General features: G+C 72.6%; 18 protein-coding genes and 1 riboswitch. Of the genes, 8 read left to right on the top strand and 10 right to left on the bottom strand.

The genetic code is table 11. The features are described from left to right. Nucleotides 1–6: 6 nt before the first annotated feature. From ACTWQH_RS17270 to ACTWQH_RS17260, 3 genes are all read left to right on the top strand, one after another. The gene (locus ACTWQH_RS17270; protein WP_443287469.1) at nucleotides 7–951 is read left to right on the top strand and encodes a MurR/RpiR family transcriptional regulator; all 945 of its coding nucleotides are present in this window, start codon (nucleotides 7–9) and stop codon (nucleotides 949–951) included. 77 nt (nucleotides 952–1028) lie between these two features. Then, on the top strand, nucleotides 1029–1961 hold the full coding sequence (gene murQ / locus ACTWQH_RS17265; protein ID WP_443287468.1) for an N-acetylmuramic acid 6-phosphate etherase: 933 nt from the start codon (nucleotides 1029–1031) through the stop codon (nucleotides 1959–1961). Nucleotides 1962–2103: 142 nt separating this feature from the next. Further along, nucleotides 2104–2277 carry a hypothetical protein gene (locus tag ACTWQH_RS17260; RefSeq protein ID WP_443287467.1) on the top strand — a complete coding sequence of 58 codons (174 nt, stop codon included), beginning with the start codon at nucleotides 2104–2106 and terminating at the stop codon, nucleotides 2275–2277. Between the two features lie 113 nt (nucleotides 2278–2390). Here the strand turns inward: ACTWQH_RS17260 and groL are convergent, their stop codons facing one another. The 4 genes from groL to thrC all read right to left on the bottom strand — a co-directional run bounded on the left by groL (nucleotide 2391) and on the right by thrC (nucleotide 6637). Continuing rightward, entirely contained in the window at nucleotides 2391–4016 is a 1626-nt protein-coding gene (gene groL / locus ACTWQH_RS17255; protein WP_443287466.1) for a chaperonin GroEL, read from the bottom strand. Nucleotides 4017–4399: 383 nt separating this feature from the next. Beyond that, nucleotides 4400–4603, bottom strand: coding sequence for a cold-shock protein (locus ACTWQH_RS17250; protein WP_004986573.1), 204 nt, complete (start codon nucleotides 4601–4603; stop codon nucleotides 4400–4402). Between the two features lie 472 nt (nucleotides 4604–5075). After that, the gene (locus tag ACTWQH_RS17245; RefSeq protein ID WP_443287465.1) at nucleotides 5076–5351 is read right to left on the bottom strand and encodes a ubiquitin-like small modifier protein 1; all 276 of its coding nucleotides are present in this window, start codon (nucleotides 5349–5351) and stop codon (nucleotides 5076–5078) included. Next, on the bottom strand, nucleotides 5348–6637 hold the full coding sequence (gene thrC, locus ACTWQH_RS17240) for a threonine synthase (RefSeq protein ID WP_443287464.1): 1290 nt from the start codon (nucleotides 6635–6637) through the stop codon (nucleotides 5348–5350). The genes ACTWQH_RS17245 and thrC overlap by 4 nt, the downstream gene beginning before the upstream one ends. 18 nt (nucleotides 6638–6655) lie before the next feature. Then, nucleotides 6656–6794: riboswitch (SAM riboswitch) on the bottom strand. Between the two features lie 261 nt (nucleotides 6795–7055). On the opposite strand from thrC, the gene ACTWQH_RS17235 reads away from it, so the two are divergent. From ACTWQH_RS17235 to ACTWQH_RS17225, 3 genes are all read left to right on the top strand, one after another. Continuing rightward, nucleotides 7056–8018, top strand: coding sequence for a glucosyl-3-phosphoglycerate synthase (locus ACTWQH_RS17235; RefSeq protein WP_443287463.1), 963 nt, complete (start codon nucleotides 7056–7058; stop codon nucleotides 8016–8018). Between the two features lie 87 nt (nucleotides 8019–8105). Beyond that, a complete protein-coding gene (locus ACTWQH_RS17230) occupies nucleotides 8106–9539 on the top strand; it encodes an alpha,alpha-trehalose-phosphate synthase (UDP-forming) (RefSeq protein ID WP_443287462.1) in 1434 nt (477 codons plus the stop codon). Nucleotides 9540–9678: 139 nt separating this feature from the next. Next, nucleotides 9679–10221, top strand: coding sequence for a DUF1707 and DUF4190 domain-containing protein (locus ACTWQH_RS17225; RefSeq protein ID WP_443287461.1), 543 nt, complete (start codon nucleotides 9679–9681; stop codon nucleotides 10219–10221). A gap of 34 nt (nucleotides 10222–10255) precedes the next feature. On the opposite strand, the gene otsB is transcribed toward ACTWQH_RS17225, so the two are convergent. The 3 genes from otsB to ACTWQH_RS17210 form a co-directional block, all read right to left on the bottom strand. Next, on the bottom strand, nucleotides 10256–11125 hold the full coding sequence (gene otsB, locus ACTWQH_RS17220; protein WP_443287460.1) for a trehalose-phosphatase: 870 nt from the start codon (nucleotides 11123–11125) through the stop codon (nucleotides 10256–10258). Nucleotides 11126–11154: 29 nt separating this feature from the next. After that, entirely contained in the window at nucleotides 11155–11349 is a 195-nt protein-coding gene (locus ACTWQH_RS17215) for a DUF3263 domain-containing protein (RefSeq protein ID WP_443287523.1), read from the bottom strand. A gap of 69 nt (nucleotides 11350–11418) precedes the next feature. Further along, complete coding sequence (locus ACTWQH_RS17210) at nucleotides 11419–12723, bottom strand: extracellular solute-binding protein (RefSeq protein ID WP_443287459.1); 1305 nt, start codon at nucleotides 12721–12723, stop codon at nucleotides 11419–11421. Between the two features lie 248 nt (nucleotides 12724–12971). On the opposite strand from ACTWQH_RS17210, the gene nagA reads away from it, so the two are divergent. Then, on the top strand, nucleotides 12972–14216 hold the full coding sequence (nagA, locus tag ACTWQH_RS17205; RefSeq protein WP_443287458.1) for an N-acetylglucosamine-6-phosphate deacetylase: 1245 nt from the start codon (nucleotides 12972–12974) through the stop codon (nucleotides 14214–14216). Here the strand turns inward: nagA and ACTWQH_RS17200 are convergent. Next, nucleotides 14191–15156: a carbohydrate-binding protein gene (locus ACTWQH_RS17200; protein ID WP_443287457.1), complete on the bottom strand. Its 966-nt coding sequence runs from the start codon at nucleotides 15154–15156 to the stop codon at nucleotides 14191–14193. The genes nagA and ACTWQH_RS17200 overlap by 26 nt on opposite strands. 100 nt (nucleotides 15157–15256) lie before the next feature. Further along, nucleotides 15257–16861: a diguanylate cyclase CdgB gene (gene cdgB / locus ACTWQH_RS17195; RefSeq protein ID WP_443287456.1), complete on the bottom strand. Its 1605-nt coding sequence runs from the start codon at nucleotides 16859–16861 to the stop codon at nucleotides 15257–15259. A gap of 186 nt (nucleotides 16862–17047) precedes the next feature. Here cdgB and ACTWQH_RS17190 point away from each other — a divergent pair, with 186 nt between their 5' ends. Next, complete coding sequence (locus tag ACTWQH_RS17190; RefSeq protein WP_443287455.1) at nucleotides 17048–17638, top strand: flavin reductase family protein; 591 nt, start codon at nucleotides 17048–17050, stop codon at nucleotides 17636–17638. Nucleotides 17639–17738: 100 nt separating this feature from the next. Here the strand turns inward: ACTWQH_RS17190 and arfB are convergent, their stop codons facing one another. After that, the gene (arfB, locus tag ACTWQH_RS17185; protein ID WP_443287454.1) at nucleotides 17739–18191 is read right to left on the bottom strand and encodes an alternative ribosome rescue aminoacyl-tRNA hydrolase ArfB; all 453 of its coding nucleotides are present in this window, start codon (nucleotides 18189–18191) and stop codon (nucleotides 17739–17741) included. Nucleotides 18192–18338 lie beyond the last annotated feature (147 nt).

The following is an 18338-nucleotide window of genomic DNA, read 5'->3' as shown; positions in this document are numbered from 1 at the left end:
AACGCGATGAAGGAAAATTTCGCCCGCCGGGGCGTCAGAGCCCGCCCCGTGCCCGTGGCCTCGCGGCCGGCTCCCCCCGAGCCGGGCGCGCTCGCCGCCAAGGTGCGCACCATGGCGCCCTCCATGACCCGCTCCATGCAGCGGGTGGCGGAGACGGTCGCGGGCGACCCCGCGGGCTGCGCCGCGCTCACGGTCACCGGCCTCGCCGAGCGCACCGGCACGAGCGAGGCCACCGTCGTCCGCACCGCCCGGCTGCTCGGCTACCCCGGGTACCGGGACCTGAGGCTCGCGCTGGCCGGCCTCGCCGCCCAGCAGGCGTCCGGCGCCGCGCCCGCCGTCACCGCCGACATCTCGGTGGACGACCCGCTCGGGGACGTGGTCGCCAAGCTCGCGCAGGACGAGCGGCAGACGCTGGCCGACACCGCCGCCGCGCTCGACCTCGCGCAGCTGGAGGCGGCCGTCACCGCCCTGGCCGCCGCCCGCCGGGTCGACGTGTACGGCGTCGGCGCCTCCTCGCTCGTCGCCCAGGACCTGGCGCAGAAGCTGCTGCGGATCGGGCTCATAGCCCACGCCCACTCCGACCCGCACCTGGCGGTCACCAACGCCGTCCAGCTGCGCGGCGGAGACGTGGCCGTCGCCGTGACCCACTCGGGCCGCACGGTGGACGTGATCGAGCCGCTCCAGGTGGCGTTCGACCACGGCGCCACCACCGTGGCGGTCACCGGCCGGCCCGACGGGGAGGTCACGCAGTACGCCGACCACGTGCTGACCACCTCCACCGCGCGCGAGAGCGAGCTGCGCCCGGCGGCGATGTCCAGCCGCACCAGCCAGCTGCTGGTGGTGGACTGCCTGTTCATCGGCGTCGCCCAGCGCACCTACGAGTCCGCGGCCCCCGGGCTCCACGCCAGCTACGAGGCGCTCGCGCACCGCCACTCCCCCCGCGAGCGCTAGGCACCGCGCGAGCCACCGACGGCGGAGCCCCCCCACCGCCCACAGCCCGTACCCCACCCCGAGAGAGCCGCTCCACCATGTCCACCAGCCCCTACGGCGAGTTGCGATCCGAGCTCGACGCGCTCACCACCGAGGCCTACCGACCCGAGCTCGCCGAGATCGACCGGCGGACCACACTGGACATCGCCCGCCTGATGAACGGCGAGGACGCGGGCGTGCCCGCGGCCGTCGCCCGCCAGTTGCCGCAGATCGCCGCCGCCATCGACGCGGCCGCCGAGCGCATGGCGCACGGCGGCCGCCTGCTGTATCTGGGCGCGGGCACCGCCGGCCGCCTCGGGGTGCTGGACGCCAGCGAGTGCCCGCCGACGTTCAACACGCCGCCCGGCGCGGTGGTCGGGCTGGTCGCCGGCGGCCCGGAGGCGATGGTGACCTCCGTGGAGGGCGCGGAGGACAGCCGGGAGCTGGCCGTCGCCGACCTGGAGCGCCACGGCGTGGGCCCCGGCGACGTGGTGGTGGGGATCTCCGCCTCCGGGCGCACGCCGTACGCCGTGGGCGCGGTCGAGCAGGCGCGCGCCGTGGGGGCGTTGACGATCGGGCTGTCGTGCAACGCCGACTCGCCGCTGGCCGCCGCGGCCGACCACGGCATCGAGATCGTGGTGGGGCCCGAGCTGCTCACCGGCTCGACCCGGCTGAAGGCGGGCACCGCGCAGAAGCTGGTGCTCAACATGATCTCGACCATCAGCATGATCCGGCTCGGCAAGACCTACGGGAACCTCATGGTCGACGTGCGCGCCTCGAACGAGAAGCTGCGCGCCCGCTCGCGCCGGATCGTGCGGCTGGCGACGGGCGCGCCCGACGAGGCCATCGAGGAGGCGCTGACCGCGACGGGCGGCGAGGTGAAGAACGCCATTCTCACGATCCTGGGCGGGGTGGACGCCGCCACGGCGGCCCGGCTGCTGGACGAGTCCCGGGGCCACCTGCGGGCGGCACTGATGGCGGCGCGGCCGTAGCCGTCAACGGGGCATCTCCCCGCTTAGCCGATCGTGTGATTTAAGAGCCCCCGAGCAGCTCATTTAACACTATGGAAACATGAGAGCCGAATGCTCGCTGGTGTCTCAACCCCCAAGCCAACGAAAGGACATGAGAGACATCATGCGTAAGTTGCGTAGCCTCGGCACGAGGGCGGCGGTCGTCGGCGGTCTGACCGGACTGGCCGTCATGGTGAGCACCGCGGGCTCGGCCCAGGCCGCCCAGATCGACACGGGCCTCGCCCCGACCGTCGGCGCCCTGGCGCACCTCCTGGCGACCCTCGGCATCTTCCTGTAGGCCGGTAGTCCGGCAGTCGTCTTCCTCCTGAAGACACCAGCACAAGGGCGGCACCCCGTTGGGGGTGCCGCCCTAGGTCGTGCCGGCCGTCGGCCTTCCGGCGAGTGACTCGCTCAGAAGTCCATGCCACCGCCCATGCCGGCGCCGGCGTCCGCACCGGCCTTCTCCTTCTCCGGCTTGTCGGCGATGACCGCCTCGGTGGTGAGGAAGAGCGCCGCGATGGAGGCGGCGTTCTGCAGGGCGGAACGGGTCACCTTGGTCGGGTCGGGGATCCCGGCCGCCAGCATGTCCTCGTACTCGCCGGTGGCGGCGTTCAGGCCGTGGCCCGTGGGAAGGTTGCGCACCTTCTCCACCACGACGCCGCCCTCGAGGCCCGCGTTGATCGCGATCTGCTTCAGCGGGGCCTCAAGCGCCAGCCGGACGGCGGCGGCACCGGTGGCCTCGTCGCCCTCCAGCTCCAGCTTCTCCAGCGCCGAGCCGGCCTGGAGCAGGGCCACGCCGCCACCGGCGACGATGCCCTCCTCGACGGCGGCCTTGGCGTTGCGCACCGCGTCCTCGATGCGGTGCTTGCGCTCCTTCAGCTCCACCTCGGTGGCGGCACCGGCCTTGATGACGGCCACGCCGCCGGCCAGCTTCGCCAGGCGCTCCTGGAGCTTCTCCCGGTCGTAGTCCGAGTCGGAGGCCTCGATCTCGGCGCGGATCTGGTTGACCCGGCCCTGGACCTGCTCGCTGTCACCGGCACCGTCGACGATGGTGGTCTCGTCCTTGGTGATGACGACCTTGCGGGCGCGGCCGAGCAGGTCGAGCGTGGCGCTCTCCAGCTTCAGGCCGACCTCCTCGGAGATGACCTGGCCGCCGGTGAGGATGGCGATGTCGCCGAGCATGGCCTTGCGGCGGTCGCCGAAGCCCGGGGCCTTGACGGCCACGGACTTGAAGGTGCCGCGGATCTTGTTGACCACGAGGGTGGACAGGGCCTCGCCCTCGACGTCCTCGGCGATGATCAGCAGCGGCTTGCCGGACTGCATGACCTTCTCCAGCAGCGGCAGGAGGTCCTTCACGCTGCTGATCTTGGAGTTGACGATGAGGATGTAGGGGTCCTCGAGCTCGGCCTCCATGCGCTCCATGTCGGTCGCGAAGTACGCCGAGATGTAGCCCTTGTCGAAGCGCATGCCCTCGGTGAGCTCCAGCTCGAGACCGAAGGTCTGCGACTCCTCGACGGTGATGACGCCTTCCTTGCCGACCTTGTCCATGGCCTCGGCGATCAGCTCGCCGATCTGGGTGTCCCCGGCCGAGATGGAGGCGGTGTTGGCGATCTGCTCCTTGGTCTCGACCTCCTTGGCCTGGCCGAGCAGCGCCTCGGAGACCTTCTCGACGGCCGCCTCGATGCCGCGCTTCAGCGCCATCGGGTTGGCGCCGGCCGCGACGTTGCGCAGGCCCTCGCGGACCAGGGCCTGGGCCAGAACCGTCGCGGTGGTGGTGCCGTCACCGGCCACGTCGTCGGTCTTCTTCGCGACCTCCTTGACGAGCTCGGCGCCGATCTTCTCGTAGGAGTCCTCGAGCTCGATCTCCTTGGCGATCGAGACACCGTCGTTGGTGATCGTGGGGGCGCCCCACTTCTTCTCCAGGACGACGTTCCGGCCCTTGGGGCCCAGCGTGACCTTGACGGCGTCGGCGAGCTGGTTCATACCGCGCTCAAGGCCCCGCCGCGCCTCCTCGTCGAACGCGATGATCTTGGCCATGTGAAGTGGTCCTCCCATATACGGGGGTGGATTGCTCCGGACCGCGATGGCGCCCGCGACGGACGGCCCGCCGCCCCTGTGGCACCCTGCGCCACCTGGACGGCGGACCTCACCGAACCGGTCCTTGCTGTCACTCTCACAAGGAGAGTGCTAACGCCCATGATTAGCACTCGCCCCCCCAGAGTGCAAGCCTGCCCGAAGGGCAGTCGGTGAGGGGTGGTGGCCGGGCGACGGGAGGGCGCAAGCCTGCCCGAAGGGCAGTCGGTCAGGGGTGGCGGTCCCCGGAGGCGCACATGGTGGGGCCCCGCGCCCGGTGGCCGGGGGCGGGGCCCTTGTAACGTGACGGATGTGCTATGCGGCTGGTGTGTGGTGCGGTCGGCGGTTCAGGCGGTAACCCGGACCATGTCGGCCTGTGGACCCTTCTGTCCCTGCGAGATCTCGAACTCGACCCGCTGTCCCTCTTCCAGGGTGCGGTAGCCGTCCATCTGGATCGCGCTGTAGTGGACGAACACGTCCGCACCACCGTCTACCGCGATGAAGCCGTATCCCTTCTCCGCGTTGAACCACTTGACGGTGCCCTGAGCCATTCCTAACTCCCCTATTGCTGGCCCTTTCACGAGACCGCACTTCGCGGACCCGGGTCATACTTCACAGACCCCACCCCCGGGCGATTGGGGGTGTGCGCCGGAACGCTCGACCGCCGCTGAATGTATCTGGACGTACGCCCAGTGCAACAGGTCATTCGGACGAGAAATTATGATGAGTCAGAACGGGGCAAGTGGCCCATAATAGCTGAAAGTTGAATCTTTTAATGCGGCGCAACCGCGCCAACCAGACAATTGGTACGTCGACTTTCAGCCTTAATTCCGCGCGATGTGTCGCGAATTCATATGCGAGTGGCGCCGTTTGCCGGGTGGGACGACCCGCGCGACCCCGCGCGATCACCCTATCCCGCCCCGCACACGCCGCTGCCCCCGGGTGGTCACCCGGGGGCGGCGCGTGATAGGCGTGACGGTCCGTCGTCCGTCGTCCGTCGTCCGTCGTCCGTCGTCCGTCCGCTCAGCCGCCGGCGACGGCGGGGATGATCGACAGGCCCGCGCCGTCCGGCGTAGGGGTGTCGAGACCCTGCGCGAACCGCACGTCGTCGTCGTTCACGTACACGTTCACGAAACGCCGGAGCGCGCCCTGCTCGTCCAGGACCCGGGCGCCGATGCCCTGGTGGTTCTTGTCCAGGTCCGCCAGCACCTCGCCCACCGTGTCGCCCTCGGCGGTCACCTCGGCCTGCCCGCCGGTGTAGGTGCGCAGGATGGTCGGGATTCGGACGGTCACGCTCATGCCAGGCCAGCCTTTCGGAACGACTCCAGATTCGGGCGGATGGTCGCGGTCGGGCCCGCCGTCGGGGCCACCGCTTCCAGGGTCTTCAGGCCGTCGCCGGTGTTCAGCACGACCGTGGTCAGCGAGGGGTCGAGCACCCCGTTCTCGATCAGCTTGCGGGCCACGCCGAGCGTCACGCCGCCCGCCGTCTCGGCGAAGACGCCCTCGGTGCGGGCCAGCAGCCCGATCGCGTCCAGGATCTGCCCGTCGGTGACGTCCTCCACCGCGCCGCCGGTGCGCCGTGCGATGTCCAGCACGTACGGCCCGTCCGCCGGGTTGCCGATGGCCAGGGACTTGGCGATGGTGTCGGGCTTCACCGGCCGGACCACGTCGTGCCCGGCGCGGAACGCCTGGGAGACGGGCGAGCAGCCCTCGGCCTGCGCCCCGAAGATCCGGTACGGCCGGTCCTCCACCAGGCCGGTGGCTATCAGCTCCTTCAGCCCCTTGTCGATCTTGGTCAGCTGCGAGCCCGAGGCGATCGGGACGACGAGCTGGTCGGGGATCCGCCAGCCGAGGCGTTCGCAGATCTCGAAGGCGAGGGTCTTGGAGCCCTCGGCGTAGTACGGGCGGAGGTTGACGTTGACGAAGCCCCAGCCCTCGCCGACCGGGTCGCCGATCAGCTCGCTGCAGAACCGGTTCACGTCGTCGTAGGTGCCCTCGATGGCGACGACCTGGCCGCCGTAGATCGCGGCCATGACGACCTTGCCCTGCTCCAGGCCCTCGGGGATGAAGACGCAGGAGCGCAGCCCCGCGCGGGCGGCGGCGGCGCCGACCGCGCCCGCCAGGTTGCCGGTGGAGGAGCAGGACAGGGTGGTGAAGCCGAAAGCGCGGGCGGCCTCGACGGCACAGGCCACCACCCGGTCCTTGAAGGAGTGGGTGGGGTTGGCCGAGTCGTCCTTGATGTACAGCTCTCCGGTCACGCCCAGCTCGGCGGCGAGCCGGTCGGCTCGCACCAGCGGCGTACACCCGGGATTGAGGTTCGGCTGCTCGGCGACGGTGGCGGGCACCGGCAGCAGCGGGGCGTAGCGCCAGATGCTCTGCGGCCCGGACTCGATGCGGGCGCGCAGTGCCTCGGGGTCGCCGGCCGGCAGGTCGTAGGCGATCTCCAGCGGCCCGAAACAGGACGGACAGGCGAAGTCCGGGCTGAGGGGGGAGCGCTCCCCGCACTCCCGGCAGGAGAGCGCGGCGGCCGGGCCGAGGTCGACGGTCGCGGGAGCGGTGGTGGCGTGCGTGGTGAGCACAGACATGGGTGCGAGGCCCTTCTCTCCTCATCTTCCCCGTGACGGCTCTCGCCACGGGACGGAATTGGCACCTTCCCCACCGGGAGCCTCGCGTCGTCACGAGACCGGCGGAAGGGTTGCCGGGGCTTCAACGGGCCGTTCCCTCTGCCCCTCTGGATGAGCGGTATGCGGTTGTGGGCGCGGGCCTCGATATGCGGAGGACACCTGCGCTGTCCGAGACTGTAACGGACGGCCCGCACAATGGCCCGGGCCGTCCGATCCGCGAGACGCCGAAGACCCGCGAGTCAGGCCAGTCGATCACGACTGATCACTCAGAGAAAGCGGACGAAGAAAAGCGGGCGCGGTGGGTTCGGGCACCACCAGGAAGGGGCAGATACGGCCATACGGGTAACAACATGGCCGAACGCGAACAGGAGCGACATTCGTGCTGGAAGAGGCAGAGGAGTGGCTGAGCCGCCGGTCCTGGGTCGCCGCTGACCGCTCGCTGCCGCAGATGCTGAACGCGAAGCGTGAGGCTGGTGCGGCCGCCAGCATCAGCGTGGTTCTCCCCGCGCTGAACGAGGAAGCGACCGTCGGCGCCATCGTGGAAGCGCTCCGGCGCGACCTGATGGAGAACGTGCCGCTGATCGATGAACTGATGGTGGTGGACTCCGGCTCCACCGACCGCACCTCCGAGGTGGCCGCCGCGGCGGGCGCCAAGGTCGTCCACCGGGACGAGATCCTCCCCCGGCTACCGCCCGTGCCCGGTAAGGGCGAGGTGCTCTGGCGCTCGCTGCTGGCCGCCAGCGGCGAGATCATCTGCTTCGTCGATGCCGACCTGCGGGAATTCGACTCCCGCTTCGTCTCCGGCATCCTCGGACCCCTGCTCACCGAGCCGCGGGTACAGATGGTCAAGGCCATGTACGACCGCCCGCTGGGCGACCAGCCGTCCGGCGCCCGGCAGGGCGGCCGCGTCACCGAGCTCGTCGCCCGCCCGCTGCTGAACCTCCACTGGCCGCAGCTGGCCGGCGTGGTGCAGCCCCTGGGCGGGGAGTACGCGGCGCGGCGCTCGCTGCTGGAGCGGCTGCCGTTCCCCGTCGGGTACGGCGTGGAGCTCGGCCTGCTGATCGACACGCTCAACCTGGCCGGCCTCGACGCGCTCGCCCAGGTCGACGTGGGCGTCCGCAAGCACCGCCACCAGGACGGGCAGGCGCTGGGCCGGATGGCCGCCGCGATCATGCGCACCGCGCAGAGCCGGCTGCCGGGCCCGGTGCCGGTCCGGCCGGGGATAACCCAGTTCGAGAGGACCGATACCGGGGGGTTCGCCCCGCAGACCCACCACATCCACACCGAGGAACGCCCGCCCATGACGAGCGTCCCCGAGTACGCCGCCCGCAAGGCGGCGTGACGGGAGACACGTTTCATCGCTCGCGCGGCGGGCTAACTACCTTCCGCGCGAGCACATCCTCATGCCCTCACGGAAGGTGATGAGCCCATGACGGCCGACGGCAGCGTCGTGATCGCGTCCAACCGCGGCCCGGTGAGCTACGCCGTGTCCGAGGACGGCTCGCTCACCGCCCGGCGCGGCGGCGGAGGCGTCGTCTCCGGCCTCAGCGCGCTCGGCCCGGACGGCGGCCTGTGGGTGTGCGCCGCGCTCGGCGAGGGCGACAGGGAGGCGACGCGGCGCTTCGGGCGGCGCCTGGACCCGGCCGCGACCGGCGGGCAGGCGGTGCGGATGCTGAACATCTCCCCCAGCACCTTCGACGCGGCCTACAACGGCATCGCCAACTCCGTGCTGTGGTTCGTCCACCACATGCTGTACCAGACGCCGCTGGAACCCGTCTTCGACAGCGCCTTCGAGAAGCAGTGGAGCCGCTACAGCGCGTACAACGCCATGTTCGCCGACACGGTGGTCGAGGAGGCCGCCCCCGGCGCCGCGGTGCTGGTGCAGGACTACCACCTCTCGCTGCTGCCCGGCATGCTGCGGCAACGCCGCCCCGACCTGCGGATCGGGCACTTCTCGCACACGCCGTGGGCGCCGCCGGACTTCTTCCGGGTGCTGCCGGACGGCGTGGCCCGCGAGCTGCTGCGCGGCATGCTCGGCGCGGACCGGGCGGCGTTCCTCACCCGCCGCTGGGCCGCCGCGTTCGCCGCCTGCTGCGCCGAACTGCTGGGCGCGGAGGTCTCCGCCGGGGGCGACGCGGTGACGTACGAGGGCCGCACCACCCGGCTCGGCGTGCACGCGCTCGGGGCGGACGCCGACTTCCTGCGGGAGCGGGCGTACGCCGCCGACGTCGACCGGCGCCTGGCCGAGCTGCGCGGGCAGACCGGGGAGTGCCGGACGATCGTGCGGGTGGACCGCACCGAGCTGTCGAAGAACATCGTGCGCGGCCTGCACGCCTACCGGCGGCTGCTCACCGACCACCCCGAGTGGCAGGGCCGGGTCGCGCACCTGGCGTTCGCCTACCCCTCGCGGCAGGACCTGGCCGTCTACCGCGACTACACGGACGAGGTCTCGCGGCTCGCCGAGGAGATCAACGGCGAGTTCGGGCGGGACGGCTGGACCCCGGTGCTGCTGCACGTCAAGGACGACTTCGCGCGTTCGCTCGCGGCGTACCGCATGGCGGACGTGGCGCTGGTCAACCCCATCCGCGACGGCATGAACCTCGTCGCGAAGGAGGTCCCGGTCGTCTCCGAGCGCGGCTGCGCGCTCGTGCTCTCCCGCGAGGCCGGGGCCGCCGAGGAGCTGCGCGAGGACGCGCTGCTGGTCAACCCCTACGACATCGCCGCCACCGCCGAGGCGCTGCACCGCGCGCTGTCCATGCCCGCCGAGGAGCGCGCGCAGCGCACCAAGCGTCTGTCGGCCGCGGCCACGGCCCTGCCGCCCCGGGAGTGGTTCCTGGCGCAGCTCGACGCGCTGCGGGCGTAGCGGCATCGAGGCGGCACTGAGGGGGCGTGAGGACGCGCCTGGAACCCTTGGCCTTGCCCGACCGTCTTCCAGGACAGACTATTCAGGGGGACGATTCGGGGGACGAGGAGATCCGGCGCCAAGCGCGGGGAGGGCTGGGATGTCACTACAGGGCTGGCAGCCGCACGGGGCGCAGCCGCAGCCGTACGGCCAGTCGTCGATGATGCGCGCCTCCGACGCGGATCGCGAGCGGACCACGGACGTGCTGAAGGCCGGATTCGCGGAAGGGCGATTGCAGCAGAAGGAGTTCGAGGACCGGCTGACGCGGGTGCAGCGCTCCAGCACCTACGGCGAGCTGCAGGCGCTCGTCGCCGACCTGCCGCAGGGGCCCATGCAGCAGCCGCATCCGCCTCAGCCACCGCAGCAGGCGTACTACGGGCCGGCGCGGCCGATGGCGATGCCGCTGCCCCCGCCGACCAACGGCAACGCCACGGGCGCCCTCGTCTGCGGCCTGCTCACGCTCTTCAGCGGGGGCGCGACCGCGATCCCGGCCGTCATCCTCGGGCACAAGGCGCGGGCCGAGATCCGCCGCACCGGCGAGCAGGGCGACGGCCAGGCCATCACCGGCCTGGTCTTCGGGTACCTGTCGATCGCCGCCTGGGTGATCTTCATCCTGGCGCTCGTGCTGCTGTTCTCGGCGTAGGCCCGGACAGGGTCCGGACAGGCCCGGACAGGGCCTAGCGGCTCGGCCTCGGGCCGCCCTCCATCGCCCCCGCCAGCGCCGCCAGCAGCGCGGCGACGCCCCGGGGGCCGTCCACGGTGACGTCGGTGGCCTCCGTCAGCTCGGCGACCTCCGCGCTGCCGCTGCACACCCGCAGGCCGGGAACGCCGGCCTCGCGCAGCTTGACGACCGCCTCGAACGCCGCCAGGTCGCCGAGGTCGTCGCCCGCGTAGAGCACGGACGCGGCGCCGACGTCGCGGGCCAGCGCGGTGAGCGCGGCGCCCTTGTCCATGCCCGGCGGACGCAGCTCCAGCACCAGGCGGCCGGGCTCCAGGGCCAGGCCCAGCCGGGTGGCGAGCGCGGCCAGCGGCTCGCGCAGCGCGGCGAAGGCCCCGGCGGGGTCGGGGGCGCGGCGGGTGTGGACGGCCAGGGCGCCGCCCTTGTCCTCGACGGCCGCGCCGGTCTCGCCGAGCAGGCCGGGGAGCTCCTCGCGTGCGCTGGCGATGCCGGGGTGGGGCGGGGGCCGGTGCAGCCGGCCGTCGGCGGCGTTCCAGCGTTCCGCGCCGTACGCCCCGAGGACGGTGAGCCCGGCCAGCTCGGGGTGGCCGGCGAAGCCGCCGAGGCGGACGGCCACGTCGGCCGGGCGGCCGGTGATGACGGCGACGGCGGCGACGCGCCCGGCGAGCCGGGCCAGGGCGGGCACGGCGTCGGGGTGGGCGCGGGCCTGTTCGGGATCGGGCACGATCGGGGCCAGGGTGCCGTCGAAGTCGGCGGCGACCAGGGCGCCTTCGGGCCGGGCGAGGAGCGCGGCGAGTCCCTCGCGGCCGGCGTCGGTCCGGGGGGCGGGCAGAGCGTCGTGGCGGAAGCCCATGTCGTGGAAGCCCATGTCCGGGACTCTACCCACGCCCGGGGGCCCTAGCGCTCGCGCCTGGCGTCCCGCAGGCGGCGCAGCCGGTTGACGGTGACGGGGTCGTGGGCGAGGGCGCGGGGGTCGTCGATGAGGGCGTTGAGGAGCTGGTAGTAGCGGGTCGGGGAGATGCCGAGCCGCTCGCGGATGGCGCGCTCCTTGGCGCCCGCGCCGGGCCAGGAGCGGCGTTCGAGCGCGAGCATGGCCAGCTCGCGCTCGGACAGCCCGGACGGCCCGTTCCCGCTCACGGGGGCAGTTTACGGCGGGGGCCGTCAGACGGCGTCCTCCCGGCGGTCGGCGTCCTCGGCCAGGGTCTGGAGCTCGCCGAGGATGGCGCCGATGTCGGCGTCGGGGAGCATGGTCTCGCCGATGCGGCGGCCGATCGCGCTGGCGACCTCGGCCCAGGAGACCTTGCCGACGGGGTAGAAGGTGGCGCTGGGCAGGTCGTCGAGGAAGGGGGCCATGCGCTCGTCCTCGGGGGCGCTGCTCTCGCTCATGGCCTGGACGGCGGGGGTGGTGACGGGGAGGAGGTCGTAGCGCTCGGAGAAGCCGGGGACGTTGGTGTTGGTGTAGACGAAGTCCAGGAAGGTCGCGATCTCCTCCTTGTGGCCGTTCTGGTTGAAGCCGACCACCCAGGCCGCATAGCCGAGCGCGGTGGGGTTGGGGCCGGTGGTGCCGGGCATCTGGGCGGTGGCGAAGTCGATGTCGCCGAACTCGGCCTGACGCATCAGCAGCGAGTCGGCGACGATCATGCCGGCATCGCCGGCGGCGAAGGCGGCGAAGGCGTCGTCGCGGGTGGTGCGGTTGGGCTCCCCGGGGCCGCACAGGTCCTGGCCGACGAGCTCGTCGCGCAGCCAGGCGAAGGTGTCGATGTTGGCCTGCGCGTCGATGGTGTAGCTGCCGATGTCGTCCGTGAGGCCGCCGCCGCCGCTGATCATCCAGGTCGCGGCCTCGACGTGGGCCTGGGCGTGGGCGAACGGCAGCGCGAAGGGGGTGGTGACGCCCGCGGAACGCAGCGCGAGGGCGGCGTCGAGCAGCTCGCCCCAGTCGGCCGGGGCCCGCTCGTCGTCCAGCCCGGCCTCGCTGAAGAGCCGCTTGTTGTAGTAGAGGCGGGTGATGCTGGAGGCGAAGGGCATCCCGTACTGGATGCGGCGGCGCTCGCCGGCGGCGGCTATCGAGGGTATGAACTCGGCGAGCACGGGGAGGGTGAGCAGCACGCTCGCGGGGTAGAGCTGCTCGGCCTCGGCGAAGTCGGCGAAGGCGGAGACCTGGGCGATGTCGGGCGGCGTTCCCCTTCTGACGAGGCGGGCGACCTCGGTGTTGGCGTCCTGGTAGCGGACGACGGAGACGTTGATGAGGATGTCCGGGTATTCCTCGCGGAACTCGTTCACCACATCGTTCCAGTACCGCTCGGTGCTGCCGGCGTCCGAGGCCTCACCGCCGTACTCCGTGGCCAGCAGCCGCAGCACGACCTGGTCGCTGCCCGAATCCGCCGCGCACGCGGTGGTGGTGGCCGCGAGCCCCGCGGCTCCGGCGATACCGCCCGCCCCCATGCCCAAGAAACGGCGACGTCGCACGTTCTCCCCTTTGTCGCTGAAAAACACGAGCATCTGAGTTTGCCTCCGTCGCTGGGCGATCACCACTACCTGGGCGGATATCGTTTTCACAACAGCCCTCGTTTGATGGCGTTTTGCCCACTGGGTGGCCACGTTGACAACAGATGCGAACATCGGCCCGATCGAATGGACTAGACCTCTTCACGGGCCGTGGGCGAGACTGGGGTGACCAGTCCGGTTCACAGCCACGTCGCGGAGGTTCCCGAGCGATGACGCCCTCTCACGCCGCCACCACCGACGACGCGGACCGCACGGTGCTGACCGGAGCCCGGGTGGTGCGGCCCTCCGGCGTGGAGCCGGACGGCCGGGTGACCGTCGCCGGCGGGCGTTTCGCGGCCGGAGGCGGAGACGCAGACGCGAGAGACGAGGGTGACGAGAGCGACCGCACGGCCGTGGTGGACCTGACCGGGCACTGGGTCGTGCCGGGCTTCGTCGACGTCCACGTGCACGGCGGCGGGGGCGCCTCGTTCTCCGCGGGCACGGCAAGCGAGGCGCTGACGGTGATCGACGTCCACCGCCGCCACGGCACCACCTCGATGCTCGCCTCCACCGTCACCGGCGGACTGGACGATTTGGCGGCGCAGGCGGGCGTGCTGTCGGAGCTGGTGGAGGACGGCGAGCTGGCGGGCATCCACTTCGAGGGCCCGTTCATCGCCGCCAGCCGGTGCGGGGCGCACGACCCCGCGCTGCTGCGCGACCCCGACCCGGCCGAGGTCGGCAAGCTGATCGGCGCGGCGCGCGGCGCGGCCCGCATGATGACGCTCGCCCCCGAACTGCCCGGCGGCATCGACGCGGTGCGGCTGCTGCGCGACAGCGCCGTCATCCCGGCGGTCGGGCACACCGACGCCGGCTACGAGACGGCCCGCGCCGCGATCGAGGCGGGCGCGAGCGTGGCGACGCACCTGTTCAGCGCCATGCCGCCGCTGGCCCACCGTGCGCCGGGGCCGGTGGCGGCGCTGCTGGAGGACGAGCGGGTCACCATCGAGCTGATCAACGACGGCACGCACCTGCACCCGTCCGTGCTGGGGCTGGCGTTCCGCACGGCGGGCGCCGCGCGGGTGGCGTTCATCACCGACGCCATGGGGGCGGCCGGGATGGGCGACGGCGTCTATCCGCTGGGGCCGCTGAAGGTCACCGTGGCCGACGGGGTGGCGCGGCTGGCCGAGGGGCAGCCGGGGGCCGGGACGATCGCGGGCTCGACGCTGACGCTGGACCGCGCGCTGCGGCGGGCGGTGACGGTGGACGGGCTGCCGGTGACCGAGGCGGTGCGGGCGCTGTCGGAGACGCCGGCGCGGCTGCTGGGGATCGACGACCGGGTGGGCTCGATCGAGGCGGGCAAGGACGCCGACCTGGTGGTGCTGGACGAGGACTTCGGGGTGGCCGGCGTGATGCGCCGGGGCCGGTGGCTGGTGGGGCCGCCGGGGCCTGCTACAGGTCCAGCTTCGTCTCGCTGAGGAAGATCTGGTCGATCAGCACGTCGCAGGAGGCGGAGCAGCTGAACTGGACCGTGTACTCGCCGGGCTCCAGGTCGACGTAGTTGTAGGTGTTGGTCCAGCTCGTGTCCCACTCGCCGGTGTTGTTGTAGTCGTCGAGGTTCACGCCGTCGCTGCGCGGCGAGCCGTTGAGCGAGAAGTCCAGCGTCTGGCCGTCGCTGATCGCCGAGTAGGTCGTGTAGAGGTAGTACTGCCCGGCCTTGCCCTCGAAGTCGAAGGTCCAGGTGATCGAGGAGCCCGAGGCCAGGCCCTCGATGTACGAGCCGTCCGGCGACCGGGCGCCCTCGACGCCGGACGCCACGCGGGCGGTGCCGCCGAGCTGGAGCGCGGTGATGTCGGCGGCGGGCAGCTCGTCGTTCCCGGACGGATTGGTCGGCTCCTCGCTGGGGCTCTCCTCCCCGTTGCCGCCGTCGCCGCCGGTGTCCTGGGTCTCGGAGCCGGTCGGGTCGTCGCCCGCGGTGGGGTCGGACTCGTCGCCGCTGAAGAGGATGGCCGCGCCCACGCCGACCACGACCGCGAGGACGACGGCGATGGCGCCGATGAGCAGCCCGTTGCGGCGGGGCGCCTCGGGCGGCGGCGGCCGGCGGCGGCCGGGGGCGCCGGCCGCGCCGCCGGGGCCGCCCGGCTGCGTCTCGGGAGCGGCGTAGTAGGCGTCGGGCTGCGGCTGCCGCGGCTGCTGCGGCGGCGGCTGCGGATACCCGTACCCCTGCTGCGGGCGCTGGCCGCCGAAGGTGCGCTCACCGACCGGCCGGACCTGGTGGTACGAGGACGGCTGCCGGGGCGGCCGGGCGGGCGGCTGCTGGCCGTCCGCCGACTGGCCGCCCTCCGGCCGGTAGAGATAGGCGAACGGGTCGTCGTCGTGCTCGGGTGGCATGCCTGCGCCGTTGTTCCCCGCACTCATCGACTCGCTCCTTCAAGCGTCTTCCTCACCCCGCCCCGCGCGAAGCGCGCGTCCGCTCGCGAGCCTACCGCCTCCCACGGACAGCCCCCTACCGCACGCCCTACCCCGCGCGGCGGCGGCCCTGCGAGCGCGAGCGCTTCTCGACGTACATCCGCTGGTCGGCGGACTCCAGGATCTCCTCGGTCGTCATGCCGCAGGCCGCCCAGCCGATGCCGAAGCTGGCGCCGACCCGGACCGAGCGGCCCTCGACCCGGATCGGCGGGATGATGGCGTTGCGCAGCCGGACGGCCAGGTCGGAGGCGTCGGCGGGGCCCAGGCCGTCGGCGAGCACCACGAACTCGTCGCCGCCGAGGCGGGCGACGGTGTCGTTGTCCCGGACGCCCTGCTCCAGGCGGCGGGACACCTCCACCAGCACGGCATCGCCGCAGACGTGCCCGAAGCGGTCGTTGATCGTCTTGAAGCCGTCGAGGTCGCAGAAGAGCACGGCCAGGCCCTTGCCGTCGCCGCCCGGCGCGTCCGGCAGCCGGACGTGCTCGTGGTGGTCGTACGGGCGCGGCGGCGGGGTGCCCAGGCCCTGGAAGGCGTCGGTGGCGTGGTGCGGCTCGGCGGGGGCGTCGAGGCGGTCCTGCGGGATGTCGCAGATGCGGCTGCCGAGGCGGGCGCGCAGCTCGGCGCTGTTGGGCAGGCCGGTGAGCGAGTCGTGGCTGGCGCGGTGGGCCAGGGCCAGCTCGTGGCGTTTGCGCTCCTCGATGTCCTCGACGTGCGTGAGCATCACCTGCGGGCCGTCGGTGGCGTCGGCGACCACCGAGTTGCGCAGGGAGACCCACACGTAGGTGCCGTCGCGGCGGGCGAGCCGAAGCTCGGCCCGGCCGCCCTCGGCGGCGCAGCGCAGCAGGACGGCGGTGTCCTCGGGGTGGACCAGCTCGGAGAAGCTGAAGCGGCGCAGCAGCGCGGCGCTGCGGCCCAGCAGGCGGCACAGCGCGTCGTTGACGCGGATGAGGCGGCCGTGGCTCTCGCCGCCGACCTCCGCGATGGCCATGCCGCTGGGGGCGTACTCGAACGCCTGGCGGAAGCTCTCCTCGCTGGCGCGCAGGGCCTGCTGCTCCTGCTCCAGCCTTATCAGGGCGCGCTGCATGTTGCCGCGCAGCCGGGCGTTGGAGATGGCTATCGCGGCCTGGGAGGCGTAGAGCTGCAACGCCTCGCAGCCCCACGGGCCGGGGCGCTTGCCGTTGCGGGGCTTGTCGACCTCCAGCACGGCCAGCAGCTCGCCGTCGGAGGCGTACATCGGCGCGAAGAGCCGGTCCATGGGGTGCCACTCGTCGGCGGTGCGGGGGGCGGGGCCGGTGATGTGCCACTGGGGGACATCGTCGTGGTCGAGGACCCAGCCCTCGGTGTAGGGGATGAAGCGCAGCTCCCCCCAGCGCTCCCCCATGGCCAGGCGGCGCTCCCAGGACTCGCGGGAGCCGGTGCGGCCGGCGAGGGCGGCCTCGGCCTGGTCGCTGCCGGCGACGGCGGCGACCAGGAGGTTCCCGTCCGAGGCGACGAGGTGGACGGCGGCGAGTTCGAAGCCGAGGGCGGCGACGGCGCCGTCGGCGATGGTCTGCAACGTGTCCGCCATGCTGCGAGCGGTGTTCAGTTGTGCCACGACGCGGTGCAGCTCTCGCAGCGAGGCGAGGCGCACGTACGGCTCAGTATCCGTTTCCATCACTCCCCCGGCCCGGATGCACGTGCAGATACCAAGGCCACTGAATCACAGGGAGCTGCCTGCTAGGTACACAGGGTCAGTAATTAATTGCCTACTGTGAGCCATGTCACACTGCGGAAGTGATCGATCGCGGGTTGTAGGACAGATTTTGGCAGAGTCCCGCCAGGGTCCTGGTCCCCTGGCCCGATGCGGGGCGCGTCCGCGGCGGTTAGCTTGTCCCGTGTGTCCCTCCCCACTCGACAGCAGTCAGCGCAGCAGGCCCGGCATCCTGAAGGTGTGAGCGAGGAGGAGTTCCGTGCCGCCATGACCCGGCTCGCGGGCGGCGTGGTGCTGGTGACGGCCCACGACCCCGAGGACGGCCCGCACGGTGCGGCGGCCGGGATGACGGCCACGGCGTTCCTGTCCGTCTCCCTCGACCCGCCGCTGGTGCTGGTCAGCGTGCGCACCGGCTCCCGCATGGACGAGTTGCTGGAACGCCAGCCGCTGTGGGCGGCCTCGCTGCTGGCCGAGGGGCAGCGGGCGATAGCCGGGCGGTTCGCGATGAAGGGGCGGCTGAGCGACCGGCTGCTCTTCACGGAGGTGCCGCACGAGGTGGGGAGCATCAGCGGGGCGCCGCTGGTCGAGGGCGCGCTGGCGGCGGTGGAGTGCCGCACGGAGCAGCGCGTCCCGGCCGGGGACCACACGCTCGTCGTGGCCCGCGTGCTGGCGACGACGCTGCGCCCGGTGACGGGCGGCCCCCTCACGTACTACCAGGGCTCCTACCGCCGCCTGGGCTGACGACGACGCCCACGCCCCGCCCCAGCCACCCCCGGGTGGGTGGGGCGGGGCGTGGGCGGGGCGTGGGCGGCAACGCGGGTCCGGGGGCCTCAGCCCTCGGCTAGTCCCCCTCCGGCGCGGCGCGGCCGCGCTTCAGCTCACCGCGACGGCGCTTCTCCCGCAGCCGCCGCTCACGCGCCGCGCGCGACACCCTGCGGGGCCTGCGCGGAGCGCTCGGCGGCGCCGTCGCCTCGGCCAGCAGCGCGGCCATGCGGGCGACGGCCGCCTGCCGGTTGCGCCACTGCGAGCGGTGCTCGGACGCCCGCACCACGAGCACGCCGTCGTCCACGAGGCGTCCGGCCAGCCGGTCGAGCGCCCGCCGCTTCCACTCCTCGGGCAGCGCCCGCGTGGCCGCCAGGTCGAAGCGCGCCTCCACCCGCGTGTCGGTGGTGTTGACGTGCTGCCCGCCGGCCCCCGAGGAACGCGTGAAACGCCAGCGCAGCTCGGCCTCGGGGAGGCGAACCGCGCCGCGGATCACGGGGCCGGCGCTGTCGCCGGCGTGGGGAGCGGACACACGGCCATGATCCTCGGGCGCGGGAGGGGGCGCACCCGGGTTTTTCCCGGAAGCGGCCACGGAACCGGGCCACCCCCTGACATCGTTGTGACGGGTGAGAGTAACGTCATCGCAAAGCTAGCCATCCTGAGCGATAGCAGCGCCTGA

It is taken from the genome of Streptomyces sp. 6N223, from assembly GCF_052246635.1.
Lineage (GTDB): Bacteria > Actinomycetota > Actinomycetes > Streptomycetales > Streptomycetaceae > Streptomyces.
Note: the sequence above shows the minus strand (reverse complement) of the source record. Positions and strands in the feature narration are given on the sequence as shown.

What these genes read in the sequence shown, in the direction of transcription:
- ACTWQH_RS17270 (WP_443287469.1), top strand. Translation starts at nt 7, where the DNA reads ATGAAGGAAAATTTCGCCCGCCGGGGCGTCAGAGCCCGCCCCGTGCCC.
- murQ (WP_443287468.1), top strand. Translation starts at nt 1,029, where the DNA reads ATGTCCACCAGCCCCTACGGCGAGTTGCGATCCGAGCTCGACGCGCTC.
- ACTWQH_RS17260 (WP_443287467.1), top strand. Translation starts at nt 2,104, where the DNA reads ATGCGTAAGTTGCGTAGCCTCGGCACGAGGGCGGCGGTCGTCGGCGGT.
- groL (WP_443287466.1), bottom strand. Translation starts at nt 4,016, where the DNA reads ATGGCCAAGATCATCGCGTTCGACGAGGAGGCGCGGCGGGGCCTTGAG.
- ACTWQH_RS17250 (WP_004986573.1), bottom strand. Translation starts at nt 4,603, where the DNA reads ATGGCTCAGGGCACCGTCAAGTGGTTCAACGCGGAGAAGGGATACGGC.
- ACTWQH_RS17245 (WP_443287465.1), bottom strand. Translation starts at nt 5,351, where the DNA reads ATGAGCGTGACCGTCCGAATCCCGACCATCCTGCGCACCTACACCGGC.
- thrC (WP_443287464.1), bottom strand. Translation starts at nt 6,637, where the DNA reads ATGTCTGTGCTCACCACGCACGCCACCACCGCTCCCGCGACCGTCGAC.
- ACTWQH_RS17230 (WP_443287462.1), top strand. Translation starts at nt 8,106, where the DNA reads ATGACGGCCGACGGCAGCGTCGTGATCGCGTCCAACCGCGGCCCGGTG.
- ACTWQH_RS17225 (WP_443287461.1), top strand. Translation starts at nt 9,679, where the DNA reads ATGTCACTACAGGGCTGGCAGCCGCACGGGGCGCAGCCGCAGCCGTAC.
- otsB (WP_443287460.1), bottom strand. Translation starts at nt 11,125, where the DNA reads ATGGGCTTCCACGACATGGGCTTCCGCCACGACGCTCTGCCCGCCCCC.
- ACTWQH_RS17215 (WP_443287523.1), bottom strand. Translation starts at nt 11,349, where the DNA reads ATGCTCGCGCTCGAACGCCGCTCCTGGCCCGGCGCGGGCGCCAAGGAG.
- nagA (WP_443287458.1), top strand. Translation starts at nt 12,972, where the DNA reads ATGACGCCCTCTCACGCCGCCACCACCGACGACGCGGACCGCACGGTG.
- ACTWQH_RS17200 (WP_443287457.1), bottom strand. Translation starts at nt 15,156, where the DNA reads ATGAGTGCGGGGAACAACGGCGCAGGCATGCCACCCGAGCACGACGAC.
- cdgB (WP_443287456.1), bottom strand. Translation starts at nt 16,861, where the DNA reads ATGGAAACGGATACTGAGCCGTACGTGCGCCTCGCCTCGCTGCGAGAG.
- ACTWQH_RS17190 (WP_443287455.1), top strand. Translation starts at nt 17,048, where the DNA reads ATGCGGGGCGCGTCCGCGGCGGTTAGCTTGTCCCGTGTGTCCCTCCCC.